At 65.1% G+C, this 20067-nt stretch carries 19 protein-coding genes; 10 read left to right on the top strand and 9 right to left on the bottom strand.

All coding sequences use genetic code 11. From position 1 onward, the window contains the following. Positions 1 to 13 precede the first annotated feature (13 nt). Complete coding sequence (locus ACE3OV_RS16390) at positions 14 to 475, bottom strand: hypothetical protein (protein ID WP_374328560.1); 462 nt, start codon at positions 473 to 475, stop codon at positions 14 to 16. 223 nt (positions 476 to 698) lie between these two features. Here ACE3OV_RS16390 and ACE3OV_RS16385 point away from each other — a divergent pair, with 223 nt between their 5' ends. From ACE3OV_RS16385 to ACE3OV_RS16360, 6 genes are all read left to right on the top strand, one after another. Beyond that, positions 699 to 971, top strand: coding sequence for a hypothetical protein (locus ACE3OV_RS16385; protein WP_374328559.1), 273 nt, complete (start codon positions 699 to 701; stop codon positions 969 to 971). A gap of 108 nt (positions 972 to 1079) precedes the next feature. Further along, entirely contained in the window at positions 1080 to 3968 is a 2889-nt protein-coding gene (locus ACE3OV_RS16380; RefSeq protein WP_374328558.1) for a chemotaxis protein CheB, read from the top strand. Positions 3969 to 3972: 4 nt separating this feature from the next. After that, the gene (locus ACE3OV_RS16375; protein ID WP_374328557.1) at positions 3973 to 5847 is read left to right on the top strand and encodes a PAS domain S-box protein; all 1875 of its coding nucleotides are present in this window, start codon (positions 3973 to 3975) and stop codon (positions 5845 to 5847) included. Next, the gene (locus tag ACE3OV_RS16370; RefSeq protein WP_374328556.1) at positions 5834 to 6457 is read left to right on the top strand and encodes a response regulator transcription factor; all 624 of its coding nucleotides are present in this window, start codon (positions 5834 to 5836) and stop codon (positions 6455 to 6457) included. The genes ACE3OV_RS16375 and ACE3OV_RS16370 overlap by 14 nt, the downstream gene beginning before the upstream one ends. Next, complete coding sequence (locus ACE3OV_RS16365; protein WP_374328555.1) at positions 6454 to 7032, top strand: hypothetical protein; 579 nt, start codon at positions 6454 to 6456, stop codon at positions 7030 to 7032. Before ACE3OV_RS16370 ends, ACE3OV_RS16365 begins: the two co-directional genes overlap by 4 nt. A gap of 94 nt (positions 7033 to 7126) precedes the next feature. After that, positions 7127 to 7540, top strand: a complete 414-nt coding sequence (locus ACE3OV_RS16360; protein WP_374328554.1) for a hypothetical protein — start codon at positions 7127 to 7129, stop codon at positions 7538 to 7540. Here the strand turns inward: ACE3OV_RS16360 and rarD are convergent. Next, on the bottom strand, positions 7530 to 8444 hold the full coding sequence (gene rarD / locus ACE3OV_RS16355; protein ID WP_374328553.1) for an EamA family transporter RarD: 915 nt from the start codon (positions 8442 to 8444) through the stop codon (positions 7530 to 7532). The genes ACE3OV_RS16360 and rarD overlap by 11 nt on opposite strands. 2 nt (positions 8445 to 8446) lie before the next feature. Further along, positions 8447 to 9139: a DUF599 domain-containing protein gene (locus ACE3OV_RS16350; protein WP_374328552.1), complete on the bottom strand. Its 693-nt coding sequence runs from the start codon at positions 9137 to 9139 to the stop codon at positions 8447 to 8449. Between the two features lie 139 nt (positions 9140 to 9278). On the opposite strand from ACE3OV_RS16350, the gene ACE3OV_RS16345 reads away from it, so the two are divergent. Genes ACE3OV_RS16345 through ACE3OV_RS16335 form a run of 3 tightly spaced genes read left to right on the top strand, consistent with a single transcriptional unit; the run spans position 9279 to position 11461 of the window. After that, positions 9279 to 10559, top strand: a complete 1281-nt coding sequence (locus ACE3OV_RS16345; protein WP_374328551.1) for a PAS domain-containing protein — start codon at positions 9279 to 9281, stop codon at positions 10557 to 10559. 40 nt (positions 10560 to 10599) lie between these two features. Further along, on the top strand, positions 10600 to 11034 hold the full coding sequence (locus tag ACE3OV_RS16340) for a thiosulfate sulfurtransferase GlpE (RefSeq protein ID WP_374328550.1): 435 nt from the start codon (positions 10600 to 10602) through the stop codon (positions 11032 to 11034). A gap of 58 nt (positions 11035 to 11092) precedes the next feature. After that, positions 11093 to 11461 (top strand): DUF302 domain-containing protein, encoded by a 369-nt coding sequence (locus ACE3OV_RS16335; protein ID WP_374328549.1) that lies wholly within the window; start codon positions 11093 to 11095, stop codon positions 11459 to 11461. Between the two features lie 10 nt (positions 11462 to 11471). Here ACE3OV_RS16335 and ACE3OV_RS16330 read toward each other — a convergent pair whose 3' ends face one another. The 4 genes from ACE3OV_RS16330 to cysD all read right to left on the bottom strand — a co-directional run bounded on the left by ACE3OV_RS16330 (position 11472) and on the right by cysD (position 15595). Next, complete coding sequence (locus ACE3OV_RS16330; RefSeq protein WP_374328548.1) at positions 11472 to 12335, bottom strand: HDOD domain-containing protein; 864 nt, start codon at positions 12333 to 12335, stop codon at positions 11472 to 11474. 25 nt (positions 12336 to 12360) lie between these two features. Then, entirely contained in the window at positions 12361 to 13179 is an 819-nt protein-coding gene (locus ACE3OV_RS16325) for a response regulator transcription factor (RefSeq protein ID WP_374328547.1), read from the bottom strand. 117 nt (positions 13180 to 13296) lie between these two features. Beyond that, positions 13297 to 14565, bottom strand: coding sequence for a sulfate adenylyltransferase subunit CysN (gene cysN / locus ACE3OV_RS16320; RefSeq protein WP_374328546.1), 1269 nt, complete (start codon positions 14563 to 14565; stop codon positions 13297 to 13299). A gap of 100 nt (positions 14566 to 14665) precedes the next feature. Continuing rightward, positions 14666 to 15595, bottom strand: coding sequence for a sulfate adenylyltransferase subunit CysD (gene cysD, locus ACE3OV_RS16315; protein WP_374328545.1), 930 nt, complete (start codon positions 15593 to 15595; stop codon positions 14666 to 14668). A 159-nt stretch (positions 15596 to 15754) separates the two neighbouring features. Here cysD and ACE3OV_RS16310 point away from each other — a divergent pair, with 159 nt between their 5' ends. Continuing rightward, entirely contained in the window at positions 15755 to 17503 is a 1749-nt protein-coding gene (locus ACE3OV_RS16310) for a potassium/proton antiporter (protein ID WP_374328544.1), read from the top strand. 7 nt (positions 17504 to 17510) lie between these two features. On the opposite strand, the gene ACE3OV_RS16305 is transcribed toward ACE3OV_RS16310, so the two are convergent. Next, positions 17511 to 18386 (bottom strand): universal stress protein, encoded by an 876-nt coding sequence (locus tag ACE3OV_RS16305; RefSeq protein ID WP_374328542.1) that lies wholly within the window; start codon positions 18384 to 18386, stop codon positions 17511 to 17513. Beyond that, positions 18383 to 20032: a cation:proton antiporter gene (locus tag ACE3OV_RS16300; RefSeq protein ID WP_374328541.1), complete on the bottom strand. Its 1650-nt coding sequence runs from the start codon at positions 20030 to 20032 to the stop codon at positions 18383 to 18385. The genes ACE3OV_RS16305 and ACE3OV_RS16300 overlap by 4 nt, the downstream gene beginning before the upstream one ends. Between the last annotated feature and the right edge of the window lie 35 nt (positions 20033 to 20067).

The raw sequence follows: 20067 nt of genomic DNA, 5'->3' as shown, positions 1-20067 counted from the left end.
TTGCCAAACCCGGTCAGCCGTTCGCAGCGCCCGGCGCGCTTGTCCTGACTGCCTGGCGCAACAGCCAGGCCGGGATTTCCGTCTTGGGGACGGTGATCGGCTCGCGCACCGGGTCCTGGATGAAGCGGTTGATCAGCAAGGCCATTTTCGATGCCGTAAACCGCGAATCGAAGACCATGTCCGCACCAGCCTGGCAGAGCCGGGCCGGCGTATCCTTGTCCAGTGCGGAAATCTCGCCATGGGCGATGATGCGACCGGCAGGCATTTGCCCCCGCAGATAGACGATGGCCTTCAGGGCATCGCCGAGTTTATCGGCGCCGATGACCGCCAGCCGCAACTCGCCGAGCCTGGTGTCGCCCGTCAGTTCGGCGAGCGCGGAAATTTCGTTCAGCACGTAGGGTTTGCCGGTGAGTTCAAGGGCGTGGCGCAGCATCTGACGCCTGCCAGGGGTGCTTTCCAGTGACAGGATCTGCATGCTCTGCTCCTTCCATTTCGATGACATGGACGCAGCATAGCGTTTGCCGGATTGCCGGAATATCGGTGGATGCCAGTGCTGGTATCGGTAATTACCCATGGGAGAATGCATTTCGCCAATTGACCTCAGGGTTAATACGGATATCTCCCGGTGTTTTTTCGCATGGCCGGGAAGGCGCTTTCCGGGCACTCTGACCGCACATCAATTCAGGAATGCAGCGGCCATGCGCGTCCTTTCCCTGGGTTTCTTTTCCGGCGTGGTTTTTCCCGTCACCTACCAGAGTCTGTTCACCTATTTCCTGCTGCTTTCCGGCGCACGGAACGGCGCCCGTGGCCTCTTCCTTCTTGCCTTGCTTGGCATGGCGATGACTGCGCAAGTGAACTTCGTCAGGTTCGGAAGATGTTCCGTGCCCGGTTTTCCGGGGCGGGGGCTGCCGCTGCTGGTGGCGGTTGCGGTGGCGTTGATGCAGACGGCGTTTTTCCTGGCGCTTTCCTGAATCCGCGCCGGATGCGGCAACTGCATCGCGGTCGGCAATCGGTCGCCGCGGCGCTCTATAATCGATGCGAAAACAACTTAACGGCCTGCTGGCGGGGAATTGCGGAATATGGACGGGGAAGTCCTGAAAGGGGAAATCACGAAGGAAGAGGGGCCCGCGCAGGACGCCTTAGGCGCGCGCCATTTCGTCGTCGGCATCGGTGCCTCGGCTGGCGGTCTGGAAGCCCTGTCGGCGCTGATCGCGCGCTTGCCGGAAAATCTCGGCGCCAGTTACGTCATCGTCCAGCACATGTCGCCGAACCACCGTTCGATGCTGGTGCAACTGATTGCCCGGGAAACCCTGATGCAGGTCGGCGAGGCTGCCGAAGGCGAGAGTCCGCAGCCCAACCACATCTACATCACGCCGCCGAACCGCAACATTGTCCTGCAGGACGGCGTTTTCGTGCTCACCGAGCCGGCGGCGGAAGTCATTCCCAAGCCGTCGATCAATGTCTTCTTCACTTCGCTGGCCGAAGACCGTGGAGAAAACGCAATCGGCGTCGTCCTCTCCGGGACGGGCTCGGATGGCGCCGTCGGCGTCCGGGCGATCAAGGCGTCGGGCGGCCTGGTCTTTGCCCAGGAACCGCGTTCGGCCAAGTATTCCGGCATGCCGCAGGCGGCGATCGACACCGATTGCGTGAACTGGGTGATGACGCCCGAGCAGATCGCCGCCGAAATCGAGGTGATCGTCCGCGCCCAGGGCGCGATCGCCCTGCCCGAGACCGGCGGATCGGTGCCGGCGACGCTGCGCAGCCTGCTGCAGAAGGTCATGCGGTATGCCCGGGTCGATTTTTCCGGCTACAAGGAATCCACTGTCTGGCGGCGCATCCTGCGGCGCATGGTGAGCAACCGGGTGCATACGCTGGAGGAGTACCTGCAGCTGACCGAGAAGAATCCCGACGAGCTGAATCAGCTGTGCAAGGAAATCCTGATTTCGGTCACCTCCTTCTTCCGCGACCCGCTGGCCTTCAACGCGCTGCGTGAGCCGCTCGGTGAATTGCTGGCCCAGAAATCGCCTGGCGACGAAATCCGCATCTGGGTTGCCGGTTGCGCCACCGGCGAGGAGGCCTACAGTATCGCCATCCTGGTCAGCGAGCTGCTGGGCAAGGATATTTCCGCGTACCGCATCCAGATCTTCGCCACCGACATCGACCTCAACGCGATGGCGGTCGCCCGGCGCGGCGTCTATCCCGAGTCGGCGCTGGCGGAGATGCCGGTCGAGCTGCTGGAACGCTATTTCATCCGCCGCGAGGGCAGCCTCGAGTTCAACAAGTCGCTGCGCGACCTGGTCGTCTTCGCCCGCCAGGATCTGGTCCAGGATCCGCCTTTCCTGAGGCTCGACCTGATCACCTGCCGCAACGTCCTGATCTATTTTCAGGGCAGCCTGCAGGAGCAGGTGCTGTCTACCTTCCATTACGCGCTGCGGCCACGCGGCCTGCTTTTCCTTGGCAAGTCGGAAACCGCGCATCAGCGCGACGGCCTGTTCGAATCGATTTCCCGCGAGGCCAAGCTGTTCCGGCGGCGCCTCGGCGATTCGCGCCTGCCGACCCAGATGCTGACTTCCAGTTCGACGGTCGTCGCCGAAACCAAGGTGCCGGTGGCGCGCGGTCGCTTGCCGGGACAGGACGAACAACTGCTCAGCGCCGTCATCGATGCCAGCCTGTCGCCGTCGGTCGTGGTCTCGCCGCAGCTCGACATCCGCCACGTCTTTGGCGACGTCTCGCCTTTTCTCAACCTGCAGCCGGGGCGTCCCGACTTCAATCTGCTGTCGCTGATCCGGCCGGAATGGAAGATCGAGGTGCAGACCCTCCTGTACCAGGTGATCCAGCGCAAGACCCAGGTTCTGAGCCGCCTGCGCGGCACCGGTGGGAGCAGTGCGCGGGTTTCCGTGCGGCCGCTCAATTTCAAGCTGTCCGGGGGAGAGGATGCCTTCCTCGTCGGTTTCGAACTGGTCGAGCAGGTTGACGACGAGCATCTGGCGCCCGGCGAGGCCGGCAGCGCGCGCAGCGTCGAGGACGAACTGATTGCCACCCGCGAACACCTGCAGACGGTGATCGAGGAACTGGAAACCTCGAACGAGGAGACGCAGGCGCTCAACGAGGAACTGCAGGCTTCCAACGAGGAGTTGCAGGCCTCCAACGAGGAACTGCAGGCCTCCAACGAGGAGTTGCAGTCGACCAACGAGGAACTGACGACGGTCAACGAGGAATTGCAGATCAAGACCGCCGAACTCGCCGACGCCAATGCTGACCTGGAAAACATCCAGAACAGCATCGGTTTTCTCATTCTCGTGGTCAACGACCAGATGCGCCTGGTCCGCTACAACCTCGCCGCCGCCCAGTGGCTGAGTCTGGGCCAGGGGGCGATCGGCGACAGCCTGCGGGCGGTGTCGAGCGTTGCGCACTTCCCGGAACTGCTGCCGACGGTCGAGGAGGTCCTGCGCGAACGTCGTTCCCAGGAACGCCAGCTCGCCCACGAAGGGCGCCATTACCTGCTGCGCGTGATGCCGCGGGTGATGTCGTCGCGCGAATCCTCGGGGGCGGTGATCACGCTCAGCGAGGAGTCGGAACTGATCGAGGCGCAGCGCCGTCTGCGCGACAGCGAACAGCGCCTGCGGGCGGTGATGAGTCATTCGCTGACGGCGGTGGCGGTGAAGGATCTGTCCGGCCGCTACGAATACGTCAATCCCAAGTTCGGCGAGATCTTCGGCATCAAACCGGAGGCGGTGCTGGGACGGACCGATCAGCAGCTCTTCGATGCCCGCCTTGGCAACCTGTTGCGCGAGCGCGATCTCGATGCCATCCGCAACGACGGCCTGCTGATCACCAGCGAAGTGTTGCCGCTGGCGAGCGGCGAACGCAACTTCCAGGCGATGCGTTTCCCGCTCAAGGGCGAGGACGGCGTCAGCTATGCCGTCTGTGTCAAGTTGTCAGCCGACAGGCCGTTCGACGCGGATTGAGGGCATGCATTCGGGAATCGCTCTGCTGGGCACGCGCCCTTACAGCGAACTGCTTGCCGTTGCCTGGGATCCGCTGCTGATTGTTGCCTGCGACGATTACCGCATCGTCGATCTGAACCCGGCGGCCTGTCGTCTGTACGGTCTGCCGCGGGAGCAGCTGATCGGCACCAGTTTCGCGACGCGTTTCTCGGAGACGCGCTATCTCGACGAGATCGTCTCCCTGCATCGCGATTACGTTCCGCTACGCTACCAGCGCGGTCGTGGCGAGCGGCATTTTCCGGTCGAACTGGCGATCCGCTACTTCCACGGTGAGGACGGCGCCGAATACGCCGCCATCGCGCTGCGCGACATCAGCGAGCGGATCGAACGCGAACGCATCGACAACGAGAGCGAACGCAAGTACCAGTCGCTGTTCGAGGCCTCGCCCTATCCGATCCTGATCCTCAACATGCAGGGGATGATCGTGGACGCCAACCGCTGCGCCCAGGGCTGCTACGGTCTCGAACACGAAGCGCTGGTCAGGATGGGCTGGGAACAGCTGGAGCCGACGGCCAGTCCGCTGCTTTTCGTTTCCCGGCCGACCATGCTCGGGGCGCGGCAGCATCGCCGCAGCGACGGTTCGCTGTTCATGGCAGAGGTGATGCTTTCCTACTTCCGTCTGCGCAGCCAGTCGCTGATCCTCGCCCTGGTGCGCGACATCACCGAGCACTGGAGAACCTTCCAGCAGTTGCAGGAGAGTGAGGCACGCTGGCGCTTCGCGATCGAAGGGGCGGGCGACGCGATGATCGACTGGCCGTTGCAGCGCGACGGTTCGCATTTCGTCTCGCCGATCCTGAGCAGCATGCTCGGTTATGACCCGGAAGCGGATGAAGGCCTCGACGCCGACGGCTGGATGGATCGCGTGCATGCGGATGACCGGGAGATGCTGACGGTACGCCTGCAGGCCCACCTGAGGGGCAGCGAGCCGATCCTGCAGGTCGAATTCCGGATGCTGGAATGTGCCGGCGGCGAACGCTGGATGGCGCTGCGGGCAAAAGTGATCCAGCGCGGTGGCGAGCCGGTCGGGCGGCTGATCGGCGCCATCCGCGACATCCATCGCAGCCGCATGCGCCAGCTGCGCGAGGCGACGCAACGCGAACGCATCTTCCGCCTGGAACGGATGGCGACCGCCGGCGAAATGCTGTCGGCGCTGGCGCACGAGGTCAACCAGCCGCTCACCGCGATCAGCAACTACAGTTCGCTGGTAGTCCGGCAGTTTGCCCGCGATCCTGGCGACGAGAGCATTGCCCGCTCCCTGCGCGTGATCAGCGAACAGGCCCTGCGCGCCGGCGAGATCGTCCGCCGCATCCGCGATTTCGTGCGCCGCGCCGATCCCTGCTTCTGCCTCGCCGACCTCAACAGCCTGATCGTCCGGGTTGCCGGCTGGTGCGAGAACGACGCCTCGAACGCCGGCATCCAGATCGTCTGCGATCTGGCGCCCGACCTGCCGGAGATCGAACTCGACATCCTGCAGATCGAGCAGGTACTGTTCAATCTGCTGCGCAACGGCATCGAGGCGATGCACGACGAGAAGCTCAGCCGGCCGCGGCGGCTGCTGATTTCCTCGCTGTGGGATGGCGAAGCTTTGCAGGTCAAGGTGCGCGATCACGGCGAAGGGATCGACGAGGCGGTCGCCGTTGCCATGTTCGAGCCCTTCGTCTCTTCGAAGCCGGAGGGCATGGGGGTCGGCCTGGCAATCTGCCGCACCGTCATCGAGGGGCATGGCGGTCAGATCTGGGCGGAATCGCCGGTCGGCGAGCGGGGGACATGCTTCAATTTCACGTTGCAGGCCAATGTTGGTCGGTCAAGGAAGGTGGAGGGGGTAAATGCGGGCTGCTGACCAGGCGTTCGAAGTGGTTTGCGTGATCGACGACGATGCCGTCGTTCGCGAATCGCTGAAACTGTTGATCGAGACCCAGGGGGCGCGCGTTCTCGATTACGGAAGCTGTGCCGAATTTCTCGACGATCCGCGGGCGCTGCACTGCGCCTGTCTCGTCCTCGACGTCCGCCTGCCGGGAATGTCCGGCATCCGGTTGCAGGAGCGCCTGCGCGAGCGCGACGAGGTGCCGCCGATCATCTTCATCTCCGGTCATGCCGATGTGCCGACGGCGGTCCAGGCGATGCGTTCCGGCGCGCTCGATTTCCTGCAGAAACCCTTTCCCGAACAGGTGCTGCTCGACCGTGTCGAACAGGCGGTCGAACTCTACCGCCAGCGCCAGGGCGCGCGTTTCCGGCGCTCCACGCTGCAGGCGCGCTATGCCCAGCTGACCGCCCGTGAGCGCGACGTCCTCGAATGCATGCTCGCCGGCCGCGCCAACAAGCTGATCGCCGACGAACTGCTGATCAGCGTCAAGACGGTCGAACAGCACCGCGCCAAGGTGATGGAGAAGATGCGCGCCAGTTCGCTGGCCGAGCTGGTCCAGTCGATCCAGTGGTTGCGCCAGCAATGAGCGATGACCGTGGTTTTCCCGCAGACGGCGAGGAGTTCGGCCTCTCCTACTGGCTCGACGTCGGCGACGTGATCGTCGAGGTGTCGCCGGGCTGGGAGGATTTCGCCCAGGAAAACGGCGGCGACGGCATCGAGGCGAAGAAGGTCCTCGGCCGCAACCTGCTCAGTTTCGTGCATGGCGACGTGACGCGGATGTACGTGCGCAGCCTGGTGCAGTCGGCGCGCATGCTGCGCCGTCCGATCTGCCGTACCTACCGCTGCGATTCGCCGGACATGCGGCGCTTCATGGAAATGCGGCTGACCCTGGAGAATTCCGGCCTGTTGCGCTGGGAGCATCGCACCCTGCGTACCGAACCGTTGTCCCGGCGCATCGAATTTGCCGTCGGCAGTGCCGGGAGAAGCCGGCGCATCGTCGTCCGCTGCAGCATCTGCAACCGGCTGAAGGCGTCCGGCGGCTGGTGCGAACCGGATCGCTACGAAGCTCCGCTGCCGGCCGTCGAAGCCACGGTACCGGTGATTTACGGCGTCTGCCCGGATTGTCTGGGCGGCCGTTCGACGATATCGGCATCCGGGTAATTACGGAAAGCTCCCGGTGTTTCCTCGGGTTTTTTCCCTTCCGGCGGTGTGGATAATGTCCATCAGACGTACACCCCACCCCACGGAGAAAAAAATGAATGCCCGCCTCATGAAGACGGCTCCGGAGTCGCTGCAGCGACAAGCCGAGACCTATTCCGCCACTTGCCTGCTGCTGCTTGAAACGAGCAGCCGTTATTTCGACCTGCACGTCGCCAGCCTGCGTACTTCGCTCGAACGCCTGCGCGAAAGTGTGGCGGTCGCCGCGCAACTGGAAGGGAGCGCAGCCTTCCAGCACTATTCGGCTGCCGTCACCCAGTCGCTTGCCGACACCAGGCAGTACGTCCGGCAGTCCGGCGCTCTGGCGGCCGAGACGCAACGCCAGTTCGGTTCGCTGATCGAAGCCGGCTGGCAGCAGAGCAAGGCCCTGTTCCAGCAGGCGGCGGAAGAGCAGCTGGCGATTTCGCGCGGCATCGCCGCGGCGATCGCCGAGGGCGGCGTCAGCCGCTGAGTTTTTCCGGCGTGGCCGGCGGGCGGCGTCGCAACTGCCGCCACATGGCCACGCTGAAGACCAGCAGGCCGAGCCAGATCAGGCCGAAGGTGATCAGTTTTTCCGGCTGCAGCGCCTCGCCGAAAACGTAAATCGCAGTCAGGAACTGCATCGTCGGGTTGATGTACATCAGCATGCCGACGGTCGCCAGATCGAGGCGTTGCGTCGCCGCAGCAAAGGCGATCAGCGGCGCCGCGGTGAGGATGCCGGCGCCACCGAGCAGGGCGCCGGTGGTCCACGGTTCGACGATGAACACCGCGTGCCCGGCCTGCCATTGCCAGGCCGCATAAGCCAGGCAGAGCGGCAGCATGAGCAGGGTTTCGAGGAAGAGGCCGGACAGCGCATCGACCGGAATCTGCTTGCGTACCAGGCCGTAGGTGCCGAAGCTGCCGGCCAGGAAGAGCGAAACCCAGGGCAGGCCGCCGAGCGTGGCAATTTCGTTGGCGAGGCCGGCGCTGGCCAGACCGATTGCCAGCCATTCCAGGCGATTGAGCCGCTCCTTGAGGAAGACCAGGCCGAGCAGCACATTGACCAGCGGCGTCAGGAAATAGCCGAGGCTCGATTCGACCACCCGGTGCTGCCCCACCGCCCACAGGAAGACCAGCCAGTTGCTGCCGACCAGCAGCGCCGCCAGCGCCAGCATCGCCAGTTGCCGGGGGCGGCCGACGATTGCCCGGACCTTCGCCCACTGGCGCGTCGCCGCCAGCAGCAGGCCGACGAAGACGCAGGCCCAGAGGGCGCGGTTGACCAGGATGTCGGCCGGTGCGACATGGTTCAGCTGATGGAAATAGAGCGGGAAGAAGCCCCAGATGCCATAGGCGAGCAGGCCGTAGCCGATGCCGGCCAGCGCAGTCTTGCCGGCCATCGTCAGGCGTTGTCGCGCAGGACGGCCAGCGCTGCCGAGCGGTAGTCGCGGCGGTAGAGGATGATGCAGACAGCGAGCGCCAGACCGCCGAGGAGCAGCGGATGGAGCAGCCAGCCGGCGGCGGCGAGACCAAAGTAATAACCGCGGATGCCGCGGTTGAAATCGTCGCCGGCCAGGGTGTTGGCGCCGGCCACCCGGCGCGCGTAGCGGTCGATCGCGGGGTCGCCGGCCGCACCGGTGGGGGCAGCGCCGACCAGGATGGAAAGCAGGTTGAACTGGCGCAGCGACCAGGTGAACTTGAAATAGGCGAAGACAAAACTGCCCAGTACCAGCATCAGCTTGATTTCCAGCAGTTCGCGGCTGCCCGGCCCGGCAAACGGCAGGTCGGCGGCGAAGCCGAGCAACTGGTCGGCGGCACCGAGCGCAGCGACGAGGCCGGCGATGATGTAGATGGTGGTGTTGGCGTAAAAGGAGACGCTGGTCATCAGATTGCCGATCAGCGTCGAGTCGGTAACGCGGACGTCGCGCTCCAGCATGCGGTAGGCCCAGTCGAGGCGGTAGCGCTGGCTGGTGTGGATCAGGCCACCGGCGCCGCCGGCACTGTGTTCGGAAAACCAGGCGTAGCCGCCCCAGCAGGCGAAGAAGACCGCCAGCGACAGCCAGTCGAGCGTGGAAAGGTGGGGAAGGGCATGCATGGCGCCAGTTTGCCACAAGGGCCGGCAGGCCAGGGAAGGCGATCCGGTCTAAAGTGCCACAAAAAACAAAATTGATGTTTTATTTTGTTGTTTTACAATAGCGGCGATTTTGTTAATTATTTAGACCGAGAGTGAGCCAGTGAACGCCCCTGAAAACGCCGCCGACCGCTACGGCATCGCCGCCCTGGTGCAGGGAACGCCGGTGGCCACCTTCGTCATCGACACCGAACACCGCGTCACCCACTGGAACCGTGCCTGCGAACTGGTCACCGGTCTGTCGGCCGCCGGCATGATCGGCAGCAGCGATCACTGGCGCGGCTTCTACCCGGCGCCGCGACCGATCCTCGCCGATTACATCGTCGCCGGTGAAATCGAGCAGGCGATGGCTTGTTACGAAGCCGGGCATTGCCGGGCCTCGGCAATCGTCAGCGGGGCTTACGAAGCGGAGGGCTTCTTTCCTGCGCTGGGCGACGGCGGTTGCTGGCTGTATTTCACCGCCGCTCCGCTGCATGCCGCGGACGGGCGACTGATCGGCGCCATCGAAACCTTGCAGAACATCACCGGCCGCAAGCGCGCCGAATTGCGCCTGCAGGCGCACAGCGACGAACTGGCGCAACAGGTTGCGCAGCGCACCGAAGAACTGCAGCAGCGCAACACGGAACTGGTCGAGCTGCTGCGCGAGCGCTGCGAACTGGAAGAGCGCGTCGGGACGGCGAGCAACGTCGCCTTTTCGGCGATGAGCAGCATGGGTGACATGGGCGTGCTGCTGCAGGCGATGCAGGGATTCAACGAGAGCGCAACGGCGGAGCGACTGGCCGAGGTCGTCCTTGATGCGTTGGCCAAGTACGGCCTCGAGGGTGCCGTCCAGCTACGGCCGGCGGGGCAATCGGCACGCATCCTGCCGGACGGCCACCCACTGGCCGAGGCGACGTTCAGGCATCTGGCGGAGATGGGGCGGATCGTCAATTTCCACCGCCGGATGGTGGTCAACTTTCCGCAAATTTCGCTGCTGCTGACCAACCTGCCGCCGGCCGACGACGAGCGCTGCGGCCGCATCCGCGACAACGTCGCGCTGCTCGCCGAGGCTGCCGAAGCCCGCCTGCAGGCCTTGCACAACGAATCCGGTCGGCAGGCCGGAGCCAGCCTGATCGCCGGCACCCTCGACGAGATCCGGGGCTTGCTCGATCAGCTCGACCGGCGCCAGCAGTCGTCGCTGACCGGTGCCCGCCTGGCAATTCATGCCATGGAAGAAAGCCTGGAAAAGCTGTTCGTCCATCTCGGCCTGACCGAACAACAGGAGAGCGCGCTGATCGCCACCGTGCGCGACGGACTCGACGCCTTGCTCGAGGCGCAGTCCGGGCAGGGCGATTTTCACGCAGTCCTCAGCGGCATCACCCGCCGGCTCGGTAGCTTCGCCTGAACCAGCTGCCCTTGTCGCCTTTGCCGCGAGTTTGTCGGCGATGCGACAGGAAATTGCCTTGCGGCAGGCGGTGCAAGCGCCAGCAAGGCTCTGCCCGGGCTGGCGCCGCTCTTGCTTGATCCAGGCATTGCAACTTCCTGTAGAGCGCATGCTTCCCCGTGAATCTTTGAGCTATCAGTGCATCTCCCCCGCATCGGCGGCGGCGATGATCCGTAGCGACGCCGCGGCAACGGTTTTCGACGTACGCGATCTGGCCAGCTATCGCCAGGGCCATCTCGATGGCGCGGTCCACTTGCAGATGGAGCGGGTGGCGGCCTGGCTCGGCCGCCTGTCCCGGGAAACGCCGCTGATCATCTATTGCTACCACGGCAACGCCAGCCAGGTTTATGCACAGATGTTCTGCGATTTCCGCTTCAGCCGCGTCTACAGCGTCGATGGCGGCTACGAGCGACTGGCCGCCGCGCTCGCCGGCTGATTGGCGCGGCCGGCGCAATCGGCTACAGTGCGCACCGGATTTTTTCGGGAAGCCCGCCGTGTATCACGTCGTCGAAAGCAGCAAGTCGTTTCAGGAAATCCTCTTCGAACTGGAGCCGGCGGTGCAACGCCTGGGGCTGAGCGTGCTCGCCGTGCACGACTTGGGCGCCGCGCTGGCGCGCCGCGACAACGGCTTCGACGAGGACTACGCGATCTACGACATCATCGGCTGGCGCCAGGCCGAGCAATTGCTGAGCGACGATCTGCGCGCCGGGCTCTTCCTGCCGTGGCGGCTCGCCGTCTATACCGAGAATGGCGCGACCTACCTGGGGTTCCTGCGTCAGCCGCCGGTCGCCGATCCGCGTCTGCAACGCAGTCTGGACGAGGCCGCGGCGCGCCTGCTGCAACTGCTCGACGAAATGCGCTGAGCGGGCCGGCTCAGCCGCCTTCCGCCGCACGTGCGGCAAGAACCATCTCTTCCGGGGCACCGACCCGTTCGAGCAGGTTGCCGCGGTCGAGGTGCACCAGTTCGCTGATTGCCAGCAAGTCATCCGGCAGGGCAGGGTTTTGCCAGCCGGTCGCGGTGTGGCGGGCGAGGTCGACAGCGAGATTGACGTTGCGCACGTTGGCGATGTCGGCATTGGCCGGGTCGAGCAGCGACAGCAGCAGTTCCGGCAGGCCCCAGAGACCGATCAGTTCGCGCATGATCTCCTGCGGCGGGGCGCCGAAGACCTCTTCCTGGATCGCCCGCGTGCGCAACCCGGGATGCGAGGCCAGGCGCTCGCGCACCGTCGTCGCCAGGCTGGGGGCAAAGCAGTGCATGAGGATTTCGACGAAGTCGTGAAGCAGCGCCGCCAGCGAGATTTCCTCGAAGCGGGTGTTCTGGCGCAGCAGTGCCCAGTCGCGCGCCCAGATCGATGCCTGGCGCGAACGGGCGATGACCTTGAGCAGGCCGAGCATCGCCTTTGGGTAGGTCTTGAGCTGGTGCTCGATGATCGGCAGGTCCTGGCAGCTATCGTAGAAGCGCTGCGTGCCGATCATCATCAGCGAACGTTCGATCGTCGTGATCTCAGCGTTCTGGCTGCGCGAGCGGTTTTCCTTCATGAAACGGAAGATGCGCAAGGTCATCAGCGGGTCATGGACGATGATGTTGGCCAGCTCGCGGGTGTTGATGACGTCGGCGCTGTCGCGCAGTTCGGCCAGGCGGGTCGAAGTCAGGCGCAGGATGGGCAGCTCGACTTCCTTGAAGTGTTCCACCCAGGCCGCGGTGCCGGGGAAGGGAAAATCGATCATCAGGGTCATGCGGACCTTCCTTCCTGGCGTGCGATCATGGGGTGAACAACCTCTTCAGGAAATTCTCGACGTAGGCCGGACGGATCGGCTTCACCACGTAGCCGCGCGCGCCGAGCGCCGCCACCTGTTCGACCAGCTTGCGCGAAGTGTCGCCGGTGACCATGACGACCGCCGTCTCCGGGCTGGCGGCGCGGATTTTCGGCAGCGCGTCGAGGCCCGAAAGGACCGGCATGTTGACGTCGAGGAAGAGCACCTGCGGCTGGTGCTGCAGGGCGGCGCGGATCGCTTCCTCGCCGTTCGCCGCCTGGGCGACGACGTCGAGGCCGAGTTCGCTGACGACGCCCTTGAGCAGCAGGCGGATCGAAGCGTTGTCGTCGACGATGACGGCGCTCGGCCGGCCGCCGTTTTCCCGGCGCGGCGCTGGTGCAGGGCTCACGTTGCCTGGCGCTGCCGTTGTGGCCGGCGTTGGGTTGCTGCCGGCTTGCGCCGCCTGCCGCGCGGCGGCAATCTGTTGCAGTTCGTCGAGCACCTGCTTCTGGCCGAAAGGCTTGCGCAGGAAGCCGGCGGCGCCGTGATCGGCCGCCCGCTGCTCGATCGCCTCGTCCTCGCAGGCGGTCATGAAGACGACGTCGATCTCCGGAAAACCGCTGTTGATCTCGGCCAGGATGTCGAGGCCGTCGCGGCCCGGCAGCAGGTAGTCGAGGCAGACGACCGCCGGGCGCGTGCGGCGGATCGCCTCGATCACCCCGTTGCCGTCCTCGAGTTGCCCGACGACCTGATGCCCCTGGCTGGCAAGCAGGGTGGCCAGCAGGCTGCGCATTGAGGCATTGTCATCGACGATCAGAACGTTCATGGCGATTGTGGCAAGGAATTTGACAGTATGTTAACCGCGAAAGCGGCGGAATGGCAGGACGAAAAAAAGCCGGCTCGCCTTGAACGGGCTGCCGGCCGGGTGTTTGCGGGAAGTGCTTCAGAGAATCATCCCGGCGCCCACCGTATTGTTGCTGCTCTCATCAATGACGATGAAGGCGCCGGTGCCGCGGTTCTCGGTGTAGGGGTCGACGAACAGCGGCTGCGCCAGCTTGAAAGTCACTTCGGCGATGTCGTTCATCGCCAGCTTGTCGGCGGCGACCTTTTCCAGGGTGTTCACGTCGAGGCGGTGATCGATGCCGGTCAGCTTGGCCTTGGAGTCGCGCGTCGTGTGGCGGATCAGGTAGGTGCGGGCGCGATCCAGGGGCGCTTCGGCCAGCCAGCAGACGGTAGCGCGGATTTCCTTGACGGCGGCCGGTGCTTCGGCGGTCTTGACGATCATGTCGCCGCGCGAGCAGTCGATTTCGTCGGCGAGCAGGATGGTCACCGATTGCTCGGTGAAGGCGGCGCCGATGTCGACGCCGCCGATCTGCACGGCCTTGACGGTTGATTCCAGGCCGTTGGGCAGCACGGTGACCTGGTCGCCGACCTTGATGGCACCGGATTCGACGCGGCCCATGAAGCCGCGGTAGTCGTGCAGCTCGGGGTTGGCGGAATCCTGCGGGCGGCAGACGTACTGGACCGGGAAACGGAAGGGCTCGGCGTGCTCGGTATGGGCGGCCGGGGCAGCTTCGAGGATTTCCATCAGGGTCGGGCCGTCGTACCAGTCCAGGCGGTCGCCGCGCTCGACGATCATGTCGCCGTTCAGCGCCGACAGCGGGATGAAGCGGATGTCTTCGATGCCGACCTTGGCGGCGAATTCGAGGTAATCGGCCTTGATCTTCTCGTAGGTTTCCTGCGAATAATCGACCAGGTCCATCTTGTTGATGGCGACGACCAGGTGCGGGATGCCCACCAGCGACGCCAGCTTGGAATGGCGGCGGGTCTGCGTCAGCACGCCCTTGCGCGCATCGATGAGGATGATGGCGAGGTTGGCGGTGGACGCGGCGGTGACCATGTTGCGGGTGTACTGCTCGTGGCCCGGCGCGTCGGCGATGATGTACTTGCGCGTGCCGGTGCTGAAGTAGCGGTAGGCTACGTCGATGGTGATGCCCTGTTCGCGCTCGGCTTGCAGGCCGTCGGTGAGCAGCGACAGGTCGACCGCGCCGAGGCCGCGCTTCTGCGAGGTCTTCTCGATGGCGTTCAGGGTGTCGGCGAGGATGGTCTTGGTGTCGAACAGCAGGCGCCCGATCAGGGTGCTCTTGCCGTCGTCGACGCTGCCGCAGGTCAGAAAGCGTAGCAGGCCGTGGTCTTCGATGTGTGTGCTCATGTCAAATCCTTGTTTTCACCGCAGAGACGCAGAGGACGCAGCGTTTCGCAGAGGATTCTCTCTGCGTTCCTTGGCATTCTCTGCGCCTCTGCGGTGAGCTTTAGAAGTAGCCTTCTTTTTTGCGTTGTTCCATCGAGGCTTCGCTGGTCTGGTCGTCCAGACGCGTGGCGCCGCGCTCGGTGATGGTGGTGGTGGCGGTTTCGACGACGATCTTTTCGACCGTGTCGGCGTCCGATTCGACCGGCGCCGTGCAGGAGATGTCGCCGACGGTGCGGAAGCGTACCAGCTTGTCGATGATCTGTTCACCGGCCTTGGGCAGGTTGGTCAGCTCGCCGGAGACGAGCGGCACATTGACCGGTACGATGGCGCCTTGTCGGATGACCACCGGGCGGGTGTGGGCGAAGTAGATGCTCGGCAGTTCCAGCTTCTCGCGCTCGATGTATTGCCAGACGTCCATTTCCGTCCAGTTCGAGATCGGGAAGGCGCGGATGTTCTCGCCTTTATGGCTGCGGGCGTTGTACAGGTTCCACAGTTCCGGGCGCTGGTTCTTCGGGTCCCATTGGCCGAACTCGTCGCGGAAGCTCATGATGCGTTCCTTGGCGCGCGCCTTTTCCTCGTCGCGCCGCGCGCCGCCGATGCAGGCGTCGAAACCGAATTCCTCGATGGCTTCGAGTAGCGTCACCGACTGGTGCTTGTTGCGCGATTCGCCTTCGTGCTTGAGGACGACGGTGCCGCGCTGCATCGAGTCTTCGACGGAGCGGACGATCAGGCGCTCGCCCAGTTCGGCGGCGCGCTTGTCGCGGAAGGCGACCACTTCCTGGTAGTTGTGGCCGGTGTCGATGTGCATGAGCGGGAAAGGGAACTTGCCCGGGCGGAAGGCCTTTTCGGCGATGCGCAGCATGCAGATCGAGTCCTTGCCGCCGGAGAAGAGCAGCACCGGGTTAGCGCACTGGCCGGCCACTTCGCGCATGATGTGGATGGCTTCGGCTTCCAGCCAGTCAAGGTGGGAGAGTGTCTTGCGTTGGGTCATTGCTGGGTAATCCGCAGGGATTGTCGAATGGAGCGCATTGTAGCAAGGGCTTAATTCTCAACTAAGAACGTATCATCATCTTGTTATTACTAATTTGAATAAACGGATCGGCAGCTACCGTTCATCCAGTCAGTCCACTGCCTGTGCTAGATTCGGGGCATGACCACGATCAGCACCCTGTTCCTGCTGGCCGGCCTGCTGCTTTTCATCAGCGTCCTTGCCAGCACCGTGTCCGCGCGCCTCGGTTTGCCGCTGCTGCTGCTGTTCCTGGGCGTCGGCATGCTCGCCGGCGAAGATGGGCCAGGCGGCATCCTGTTCAGCGATTTCTTCACCGCCAACTTCGTCGGCCAGCTGGCGCTGGCGGTGATCCTGCTCGACGGCGGCTTGCGTACCGACGCCGCCACTTTCCGCGTTGCGCTGAAACCGGCCGCCGTGCTGGCCACCTGGGGGGTGGTCGGCACCGTGGCGCTGCTTGGTGTGTTTGCCACCTGGGTGCTCGACGTCGATTGGCGCCTCGGCCTGCTGCTCGCCGCCATCGTCGGCTCGACCGATGCGGCGGCGGTGTTTGCCCTGCTGCGTCATAGCGGTGTGCGCTTGAACGAACGGGTGAAAAGCACACTGGAAATCGAGTCCGGTTCCAATGACCCGATGGCCATCCTGCTCGTCACCGTGATGGTCGAGGTTCTGCTCCATCCCGAGCGCGCCGGGGTCGCCGCCTTTGCCGTGCTGTTGCTGAAGCAGGCCGGGATCGGTTTGCTGTTCGGTCTGCTCGGCGGCAAGATTCTGGCCGCCCTGCTGCGCCGGCTGAACCTGGCCGAAGGCCTGTACGCGCTGCTGATTCTCTCCGGCGGCCTGCTCATTGTCGGCGCCGCCAACCTGCTCGATGGCAGCGGTCTGCTCGCCGTCTACATCGCCGGGGTGATCGTCGGCAACCGGCGCAGCCACGCCACCGAGCATGTGTTGCGGGTGATGGACGGGTTGGCCTGGCTGGCCCAGGCTGGCATGTTTGTCGTCCTCGGTCTGCTGGTGACGCCGTCGCACCTCGCCGAGCACGCCTGGGAAGCGCTGGCGATGGCCTTGTTCCTGATGCTGGTGGCGCGGCCGCTGGCAGTGCTGATCGGTCTGCTGCCTTTCCGCTATGCGCGCAACGAGGTCGCTTTTGTCAGCTGGGTTGGCCTGCGCGGCGCGGTGCCGGTGGTGCTGGCGATCTTCCCGGTGGTGATGGGGGTGCCCGATTCCCGGCTGCTGTTCGATGTCGCCTTCTCGGTCGTCCTATTGTCACTGCTGGTGCAGGGGGCGACCATTCCGGCGGCGGCACGGCTGCTCAAGGTCGAACTGCCGCCGGCCGACGAGCCGCACGACCGGCGCGAAGTCTGGGTCGGCGAGGAGGCGGCGCTGCCGCTGTTCGAATACCGGGTCACCGCCGGCTCGGCGGCGGAAGGCCGCCATCCCGATGATCTGGCGACAGAATTTGCCGCCGGCGAAGTCCGCTGCATCGCCGTCGTGCGTGACGGCAAGGCGCTCGAGATGGGCGGCGGTCTGCACCTGCGTCCCGGCGACGGGGTCTGGTTCCTGGCGCCGGAAACGACGGTCGAGCGACTGGCGCGCCTGTTCGGCGCAGCGTCGCAAGATATCGGTCGCAACCTCAGCTTTTTCGGCGAGTTTGCGGTGGCGCCGGATTGCCTGGCCGGCGATCTTGCCGCCGCTTACGGTTTTGCGCTTGCCGACGGCGAGGCCGGGCAGCGGCTCGATGTCGTCCTGCTTGAACGTCTCGGCCGTCCGGCCGTGGTCGGCGACCGCGTCAGCATCGGTGGTTTCGTGCTGGTCGTCCGCGCCATGGGCGACGACGGCCGGATTGCCGGCATCGGCCTGAAATGCCCGGTGGCGCTGCCCTTGCTCGGAGACTGACGCAGCTTCAGACAGCGACCAGCACGTCGCCTTGGGATTCCATCAGCAGGTGCTTGGTCGTGCTGCCGAGCAGCAGTTCCTCGATCATGTGCATGCCGCGTTTGCCGACGACGATCAGGTCGCAGTCCTGTTCCTGCTCCTGTTCGAGCAGCAGGCTGGGCGCGTTGCCGTGCAGGGCGAGCAACTGGCAGCTGGCCGGCAGTGCCTGCTGGCGTGCCAGTTCGCGCAGGCGCTGCATGCCGTCGAGCTGGGCCTGGATGCGGTAGCGCTGGATGATCTCGGGATCGACACCGGCATACTGCATTTTGCCCTCGAACGGCAGTTCGACGGCATGGACCAGGACCAGCGTCGCTTCCGGCGCCAGTTGACGGGCTGCGGCCAGCGCAGCGAGCGAGGGCGGCGAGAAGTCGATGGCAACCAGCGCCCGGCGGTAGGGCTCGTGCGGCGCCTGCTTGACCACCAGTACCGGCTGCCGGCTCTTGCGCAGCAGGCGCGAGGCGGTTGAACCCAGCGTCAACTGGCGCAGGAAACCCTCGCCGCGGGCGCCGAGCACCAGCAGGCCGGCGTCGATGGCGGCGGCGTGGGCGGGCAGGGCGTCGGTCGGGCGGCCGCTGACGACGGTGCATTGAGCGGCGATGCCCCGGGCGTGGCGCGGCTCGGTATTAAGCGCCGCCAGTTGGGCGGCGGCGGTTTCGGCCAGCGCCGCGTCGAGCGACGGCGCGGCGCTGCCGAGCAGGGCCTGCAGGCCATCGAACAATCCGGGAGCAATGGCGTGCACCAGGTGCAGCGGCCAGCCGTGCTCGGCGGCCAGCCGGTAGGCGCGGTCCACGGCATGGCGGGAGGGCGCCGAAAGGTCGGTGGCGGCCAGGATGCAGGGAGTCATGGGCGTTCCTCCTCGGGACGGATCAGGGTGACGAAATGTTCGACCGTGTAATCGACGGCATCGCGCATCGGGTAGAGCACGGTCGGCGCACCGGCCTGCTTCAGGCGCAGGCCGTGGGTGTCGTCGCGGGCGACGAAGGCCACTTCACCGCGGAAGCGGCGTTCTTTCAGCGCCTGCAGGAAGGCGATGTTGGAATCGACGTCGGGCAGGGTGCTGACCACCCATTTCGCGTCGTTGAGCGGCAGTTCCTCGAGAAAACCGGACTCCTGGCCGTCGCCGTAGTGCACCGGGATGCCCGCCTGGCGCATGGTGCTGACGCATTCCGGGTCGAAGTCGATGCCGAGGACGCGGATGCCGGCTTCCTGCAACTGCTGGGCGAGGCGGCCACCATAGCGGCCGAGGCCGAAGATCACGACTTCCGGCGCGTTGCGGTCGGCGCGCTCGTCTTCCACCGTCTGTTCGCGGAAGGGATTGCGCCGTTCGAAGAGCCCGAGGCAGGGTGCCAGCCGCTGATAGAGGTGGTGCGAGTAAAGGATCATGTAGGTCGACAGGGCAATGGTCACCAGGCCGACCAGCGTCGTCAGGCCGAGCGCCTCGACCCCGACATGGCCGAGCGAGATGCCCATGGCGACGAAGACGATGGAGAATTCGCTGATCTGGGCGACGGTCAGGCCGGCGAGGAAGCCGGTGCGCTTGCGGTAACCCATGTAGCCCATGATCGCCATGACGATCAGCGGATTGCCGATCAGCACGAAAAGGGAGAGCACGACCGCCGGCAGGATTTCGCCGCCGAGCGTCGAAAAATCGAGCTTGGCGCCGAGGTCGATGAAGAAGAAAAGCAGCAGGAAATCACGGATGCCGGCGAGGCGCGCGTTGATCGCGTCGCGGTAGGCGGTCGAGGCGAGCGAGAAACCGGCCAGGAAGGCGCCTGCCTCCTTGGAAAAACCTGCCCCTTCGCCGAGCGCGGCGAGACCGGTGCCCCAGGCGATGGCGAAGATAAGCAGCAGTTCCTGCGAGTGCGCCATCGCCTTGACCAGACCGGGCAGCAGCCAGCGCATGAGGATGAAGAGCAGCGCAGCGGCGGCCAGGATGCGCCAGGCCAGCGACAGGATGACTTCGCCGGGCGCCGCTTCGCCGCCGCCGCGCAGGGCGCTCATCGCCATCATCGCCAGCACTACGGCGAGGTCCTGAACGATCAGGAAACCGACGGCGATGCGGCCGTGCAGGGCGTCGAGTTCGCGCTTGTCGGAGAGCAGCTTGACGATGATGATGGTGCTGGAAAAAGTCAGGGCGATGGCGACGTAGAGCGCTTCCATGACCCCCTTGCCGAGCAGCAGGATGAGCGCGAAGCCGCCGGCGATGGTGAAGGCGAGCTGGCCGAGGCCGGTGGCCAGCGCCACCGGGCCGATGTGGCGGACATGATGGAGGTCGAGCTTGAGGCCGACCAGGAAGAGCAGCACGGCGATGCCGACCTGGGCCAGCAGATCGATCTGGTCGTGGGCCGAAACCAGGCCCAGTACCGCCGGTCCGACGACGATGCCGACGACGATGTAGGCGATGATCACCGGTTGCCGCAGGCGTACCGAGATGGCGCCGGCGATGGCGGAGATGATCAGCAGCAGGGAAAACTCGCTGAAGGCACTCATGTCGTTTTTCCGGTGGCGCCCCGAGGCCGCGCTGG

The organism is Azonexus sp. (genome assembly GCF_041909095.1).
GTDB lineage: Bacteria > Pseudomonadota > Gammaproteobacteria > Burkholderiales > Rhodocyclaceae > Azonexus.
Note: the sequence above shows the minus strand (reverse complement) of the source record. Positions and strands in the feature narration are given on the sequence as shown.

Coding starts and splice junctions, on each gene's coding strand:
- ACE3OV_RS16370 (WP_374328556.1), top strand. CDS start 5,834: ATGCGGGCTGCTGACCAGGCGTTCGAAGTGGTTTGCGTGATCGACGAC.
- ACE3OV_RS16325 (WP_374328547.1), bottom strand. CDS start 13,179: ATGAACGTTCTGATCGTCGATGACAATGCCTCAATGCGCAGCCTGCTG.
- ACE3OV_RS16305 (WP_374328542.1), bottom strand. CDS start 18,386: ATGACTCCCTGCATCCTGGCCGCCACCGACCTTTCGGCGCCCTCCCGC.
- ACE3OV_RS16385 (WP_374328559.1), top strand. CDS start 699: ATGCGCGTCCTTTCCCTGGGTTTCTTTTCCGGCGTGGTTTTTCCCGTC.
- ACE3OV_RS16360 (WP_374328554.1), top strand. CDS start 7,127: ATGAATGCCCGCCTCATGAAGACGGCTCCGGAGTCGCTGCAGCGACAA.
- ACE3OV_RS16330 (WP_374328548.1), bottom strand. CDS start 12,335: ATGACCCTGATGATCGATTTTCCCTTCCCCGGCACCGCGGCCTGGGTG.
- ACE3OV_RS16390 (WP_374328560.1), bottom strand. CDS start 475: ATGCAGATCCTGTCACTGGAAAGCACCCCTGGCAGGCGTCAGATGCTG.
- ACE3OV_RS16375 (WP_374328557.1), top strand. CDS start 3,973: ATGCATTCGGGAATCGCTCTGCTGGGCACGCGCCCTTACAGCGAACTG.
- ACE3OV_RS16350 (WP_374328552.1), bottom strand. CDS start 9,139: ATGCATGCCCTTCCCCACCTTTCCACGCTCGACTGGCTGTCGCTGGCG.
- ACE3OV_RS16340 (WP_374328550.1), top strand. CDS start 10,600: ATGCGACAGGAAATTGCCTTGCGGCAGGCGGTGCAAGCGCCAGCAAGG.
- cysD (WP_374328545.1), bottom strand. CDS start 15,595: ATGACCCAACGCAAGACACTCTCCCACCTTGACTGGCTGGAAGCCGAA.
- ACE3OV_RS16310 (WP_374328544.1), top strand. CDS start 15,755: ATGACCACGATCAGCACCCTGTTCCTGCTGGCCGGCCTGCTGCTTTTC.
- cysN (WP_374328546.1), bottom strand. CDS start 14,565: ATGAGCACACACATCGAAGACCACGGCCTGCTACGCTTTCTGACCTGC.
- ACE3OV_RS16380 (WP_374328558.1), top strand. CDS start 1,080: ATGGACGGGGAAGTCCTGAAAGGGGAAATCACGAAGGAAGAGGGGCCC.
- ACE3OV_RS16365 (WP_374328555.1), top strand. CDS start 6,454: ATGAGCGATGACCGTGGTTTTCCCGCAGACGGCGAGGAGTTCGGCCTC.
- ACE3OV_RS16300 (WP_374328541.1), bottom strand. CDS start 20,032: ATGAGTGCCTTCAGCGAGTTTTCCCTGCTGCTGATCATCTCCGCCATC.
- rarD (WP_374328553.1), bottom strand. CDS start 8,444: ATGGCCGGCAAGACTGCGCTGGCCGGCATCGGCTACGGCCTGCTCGCC.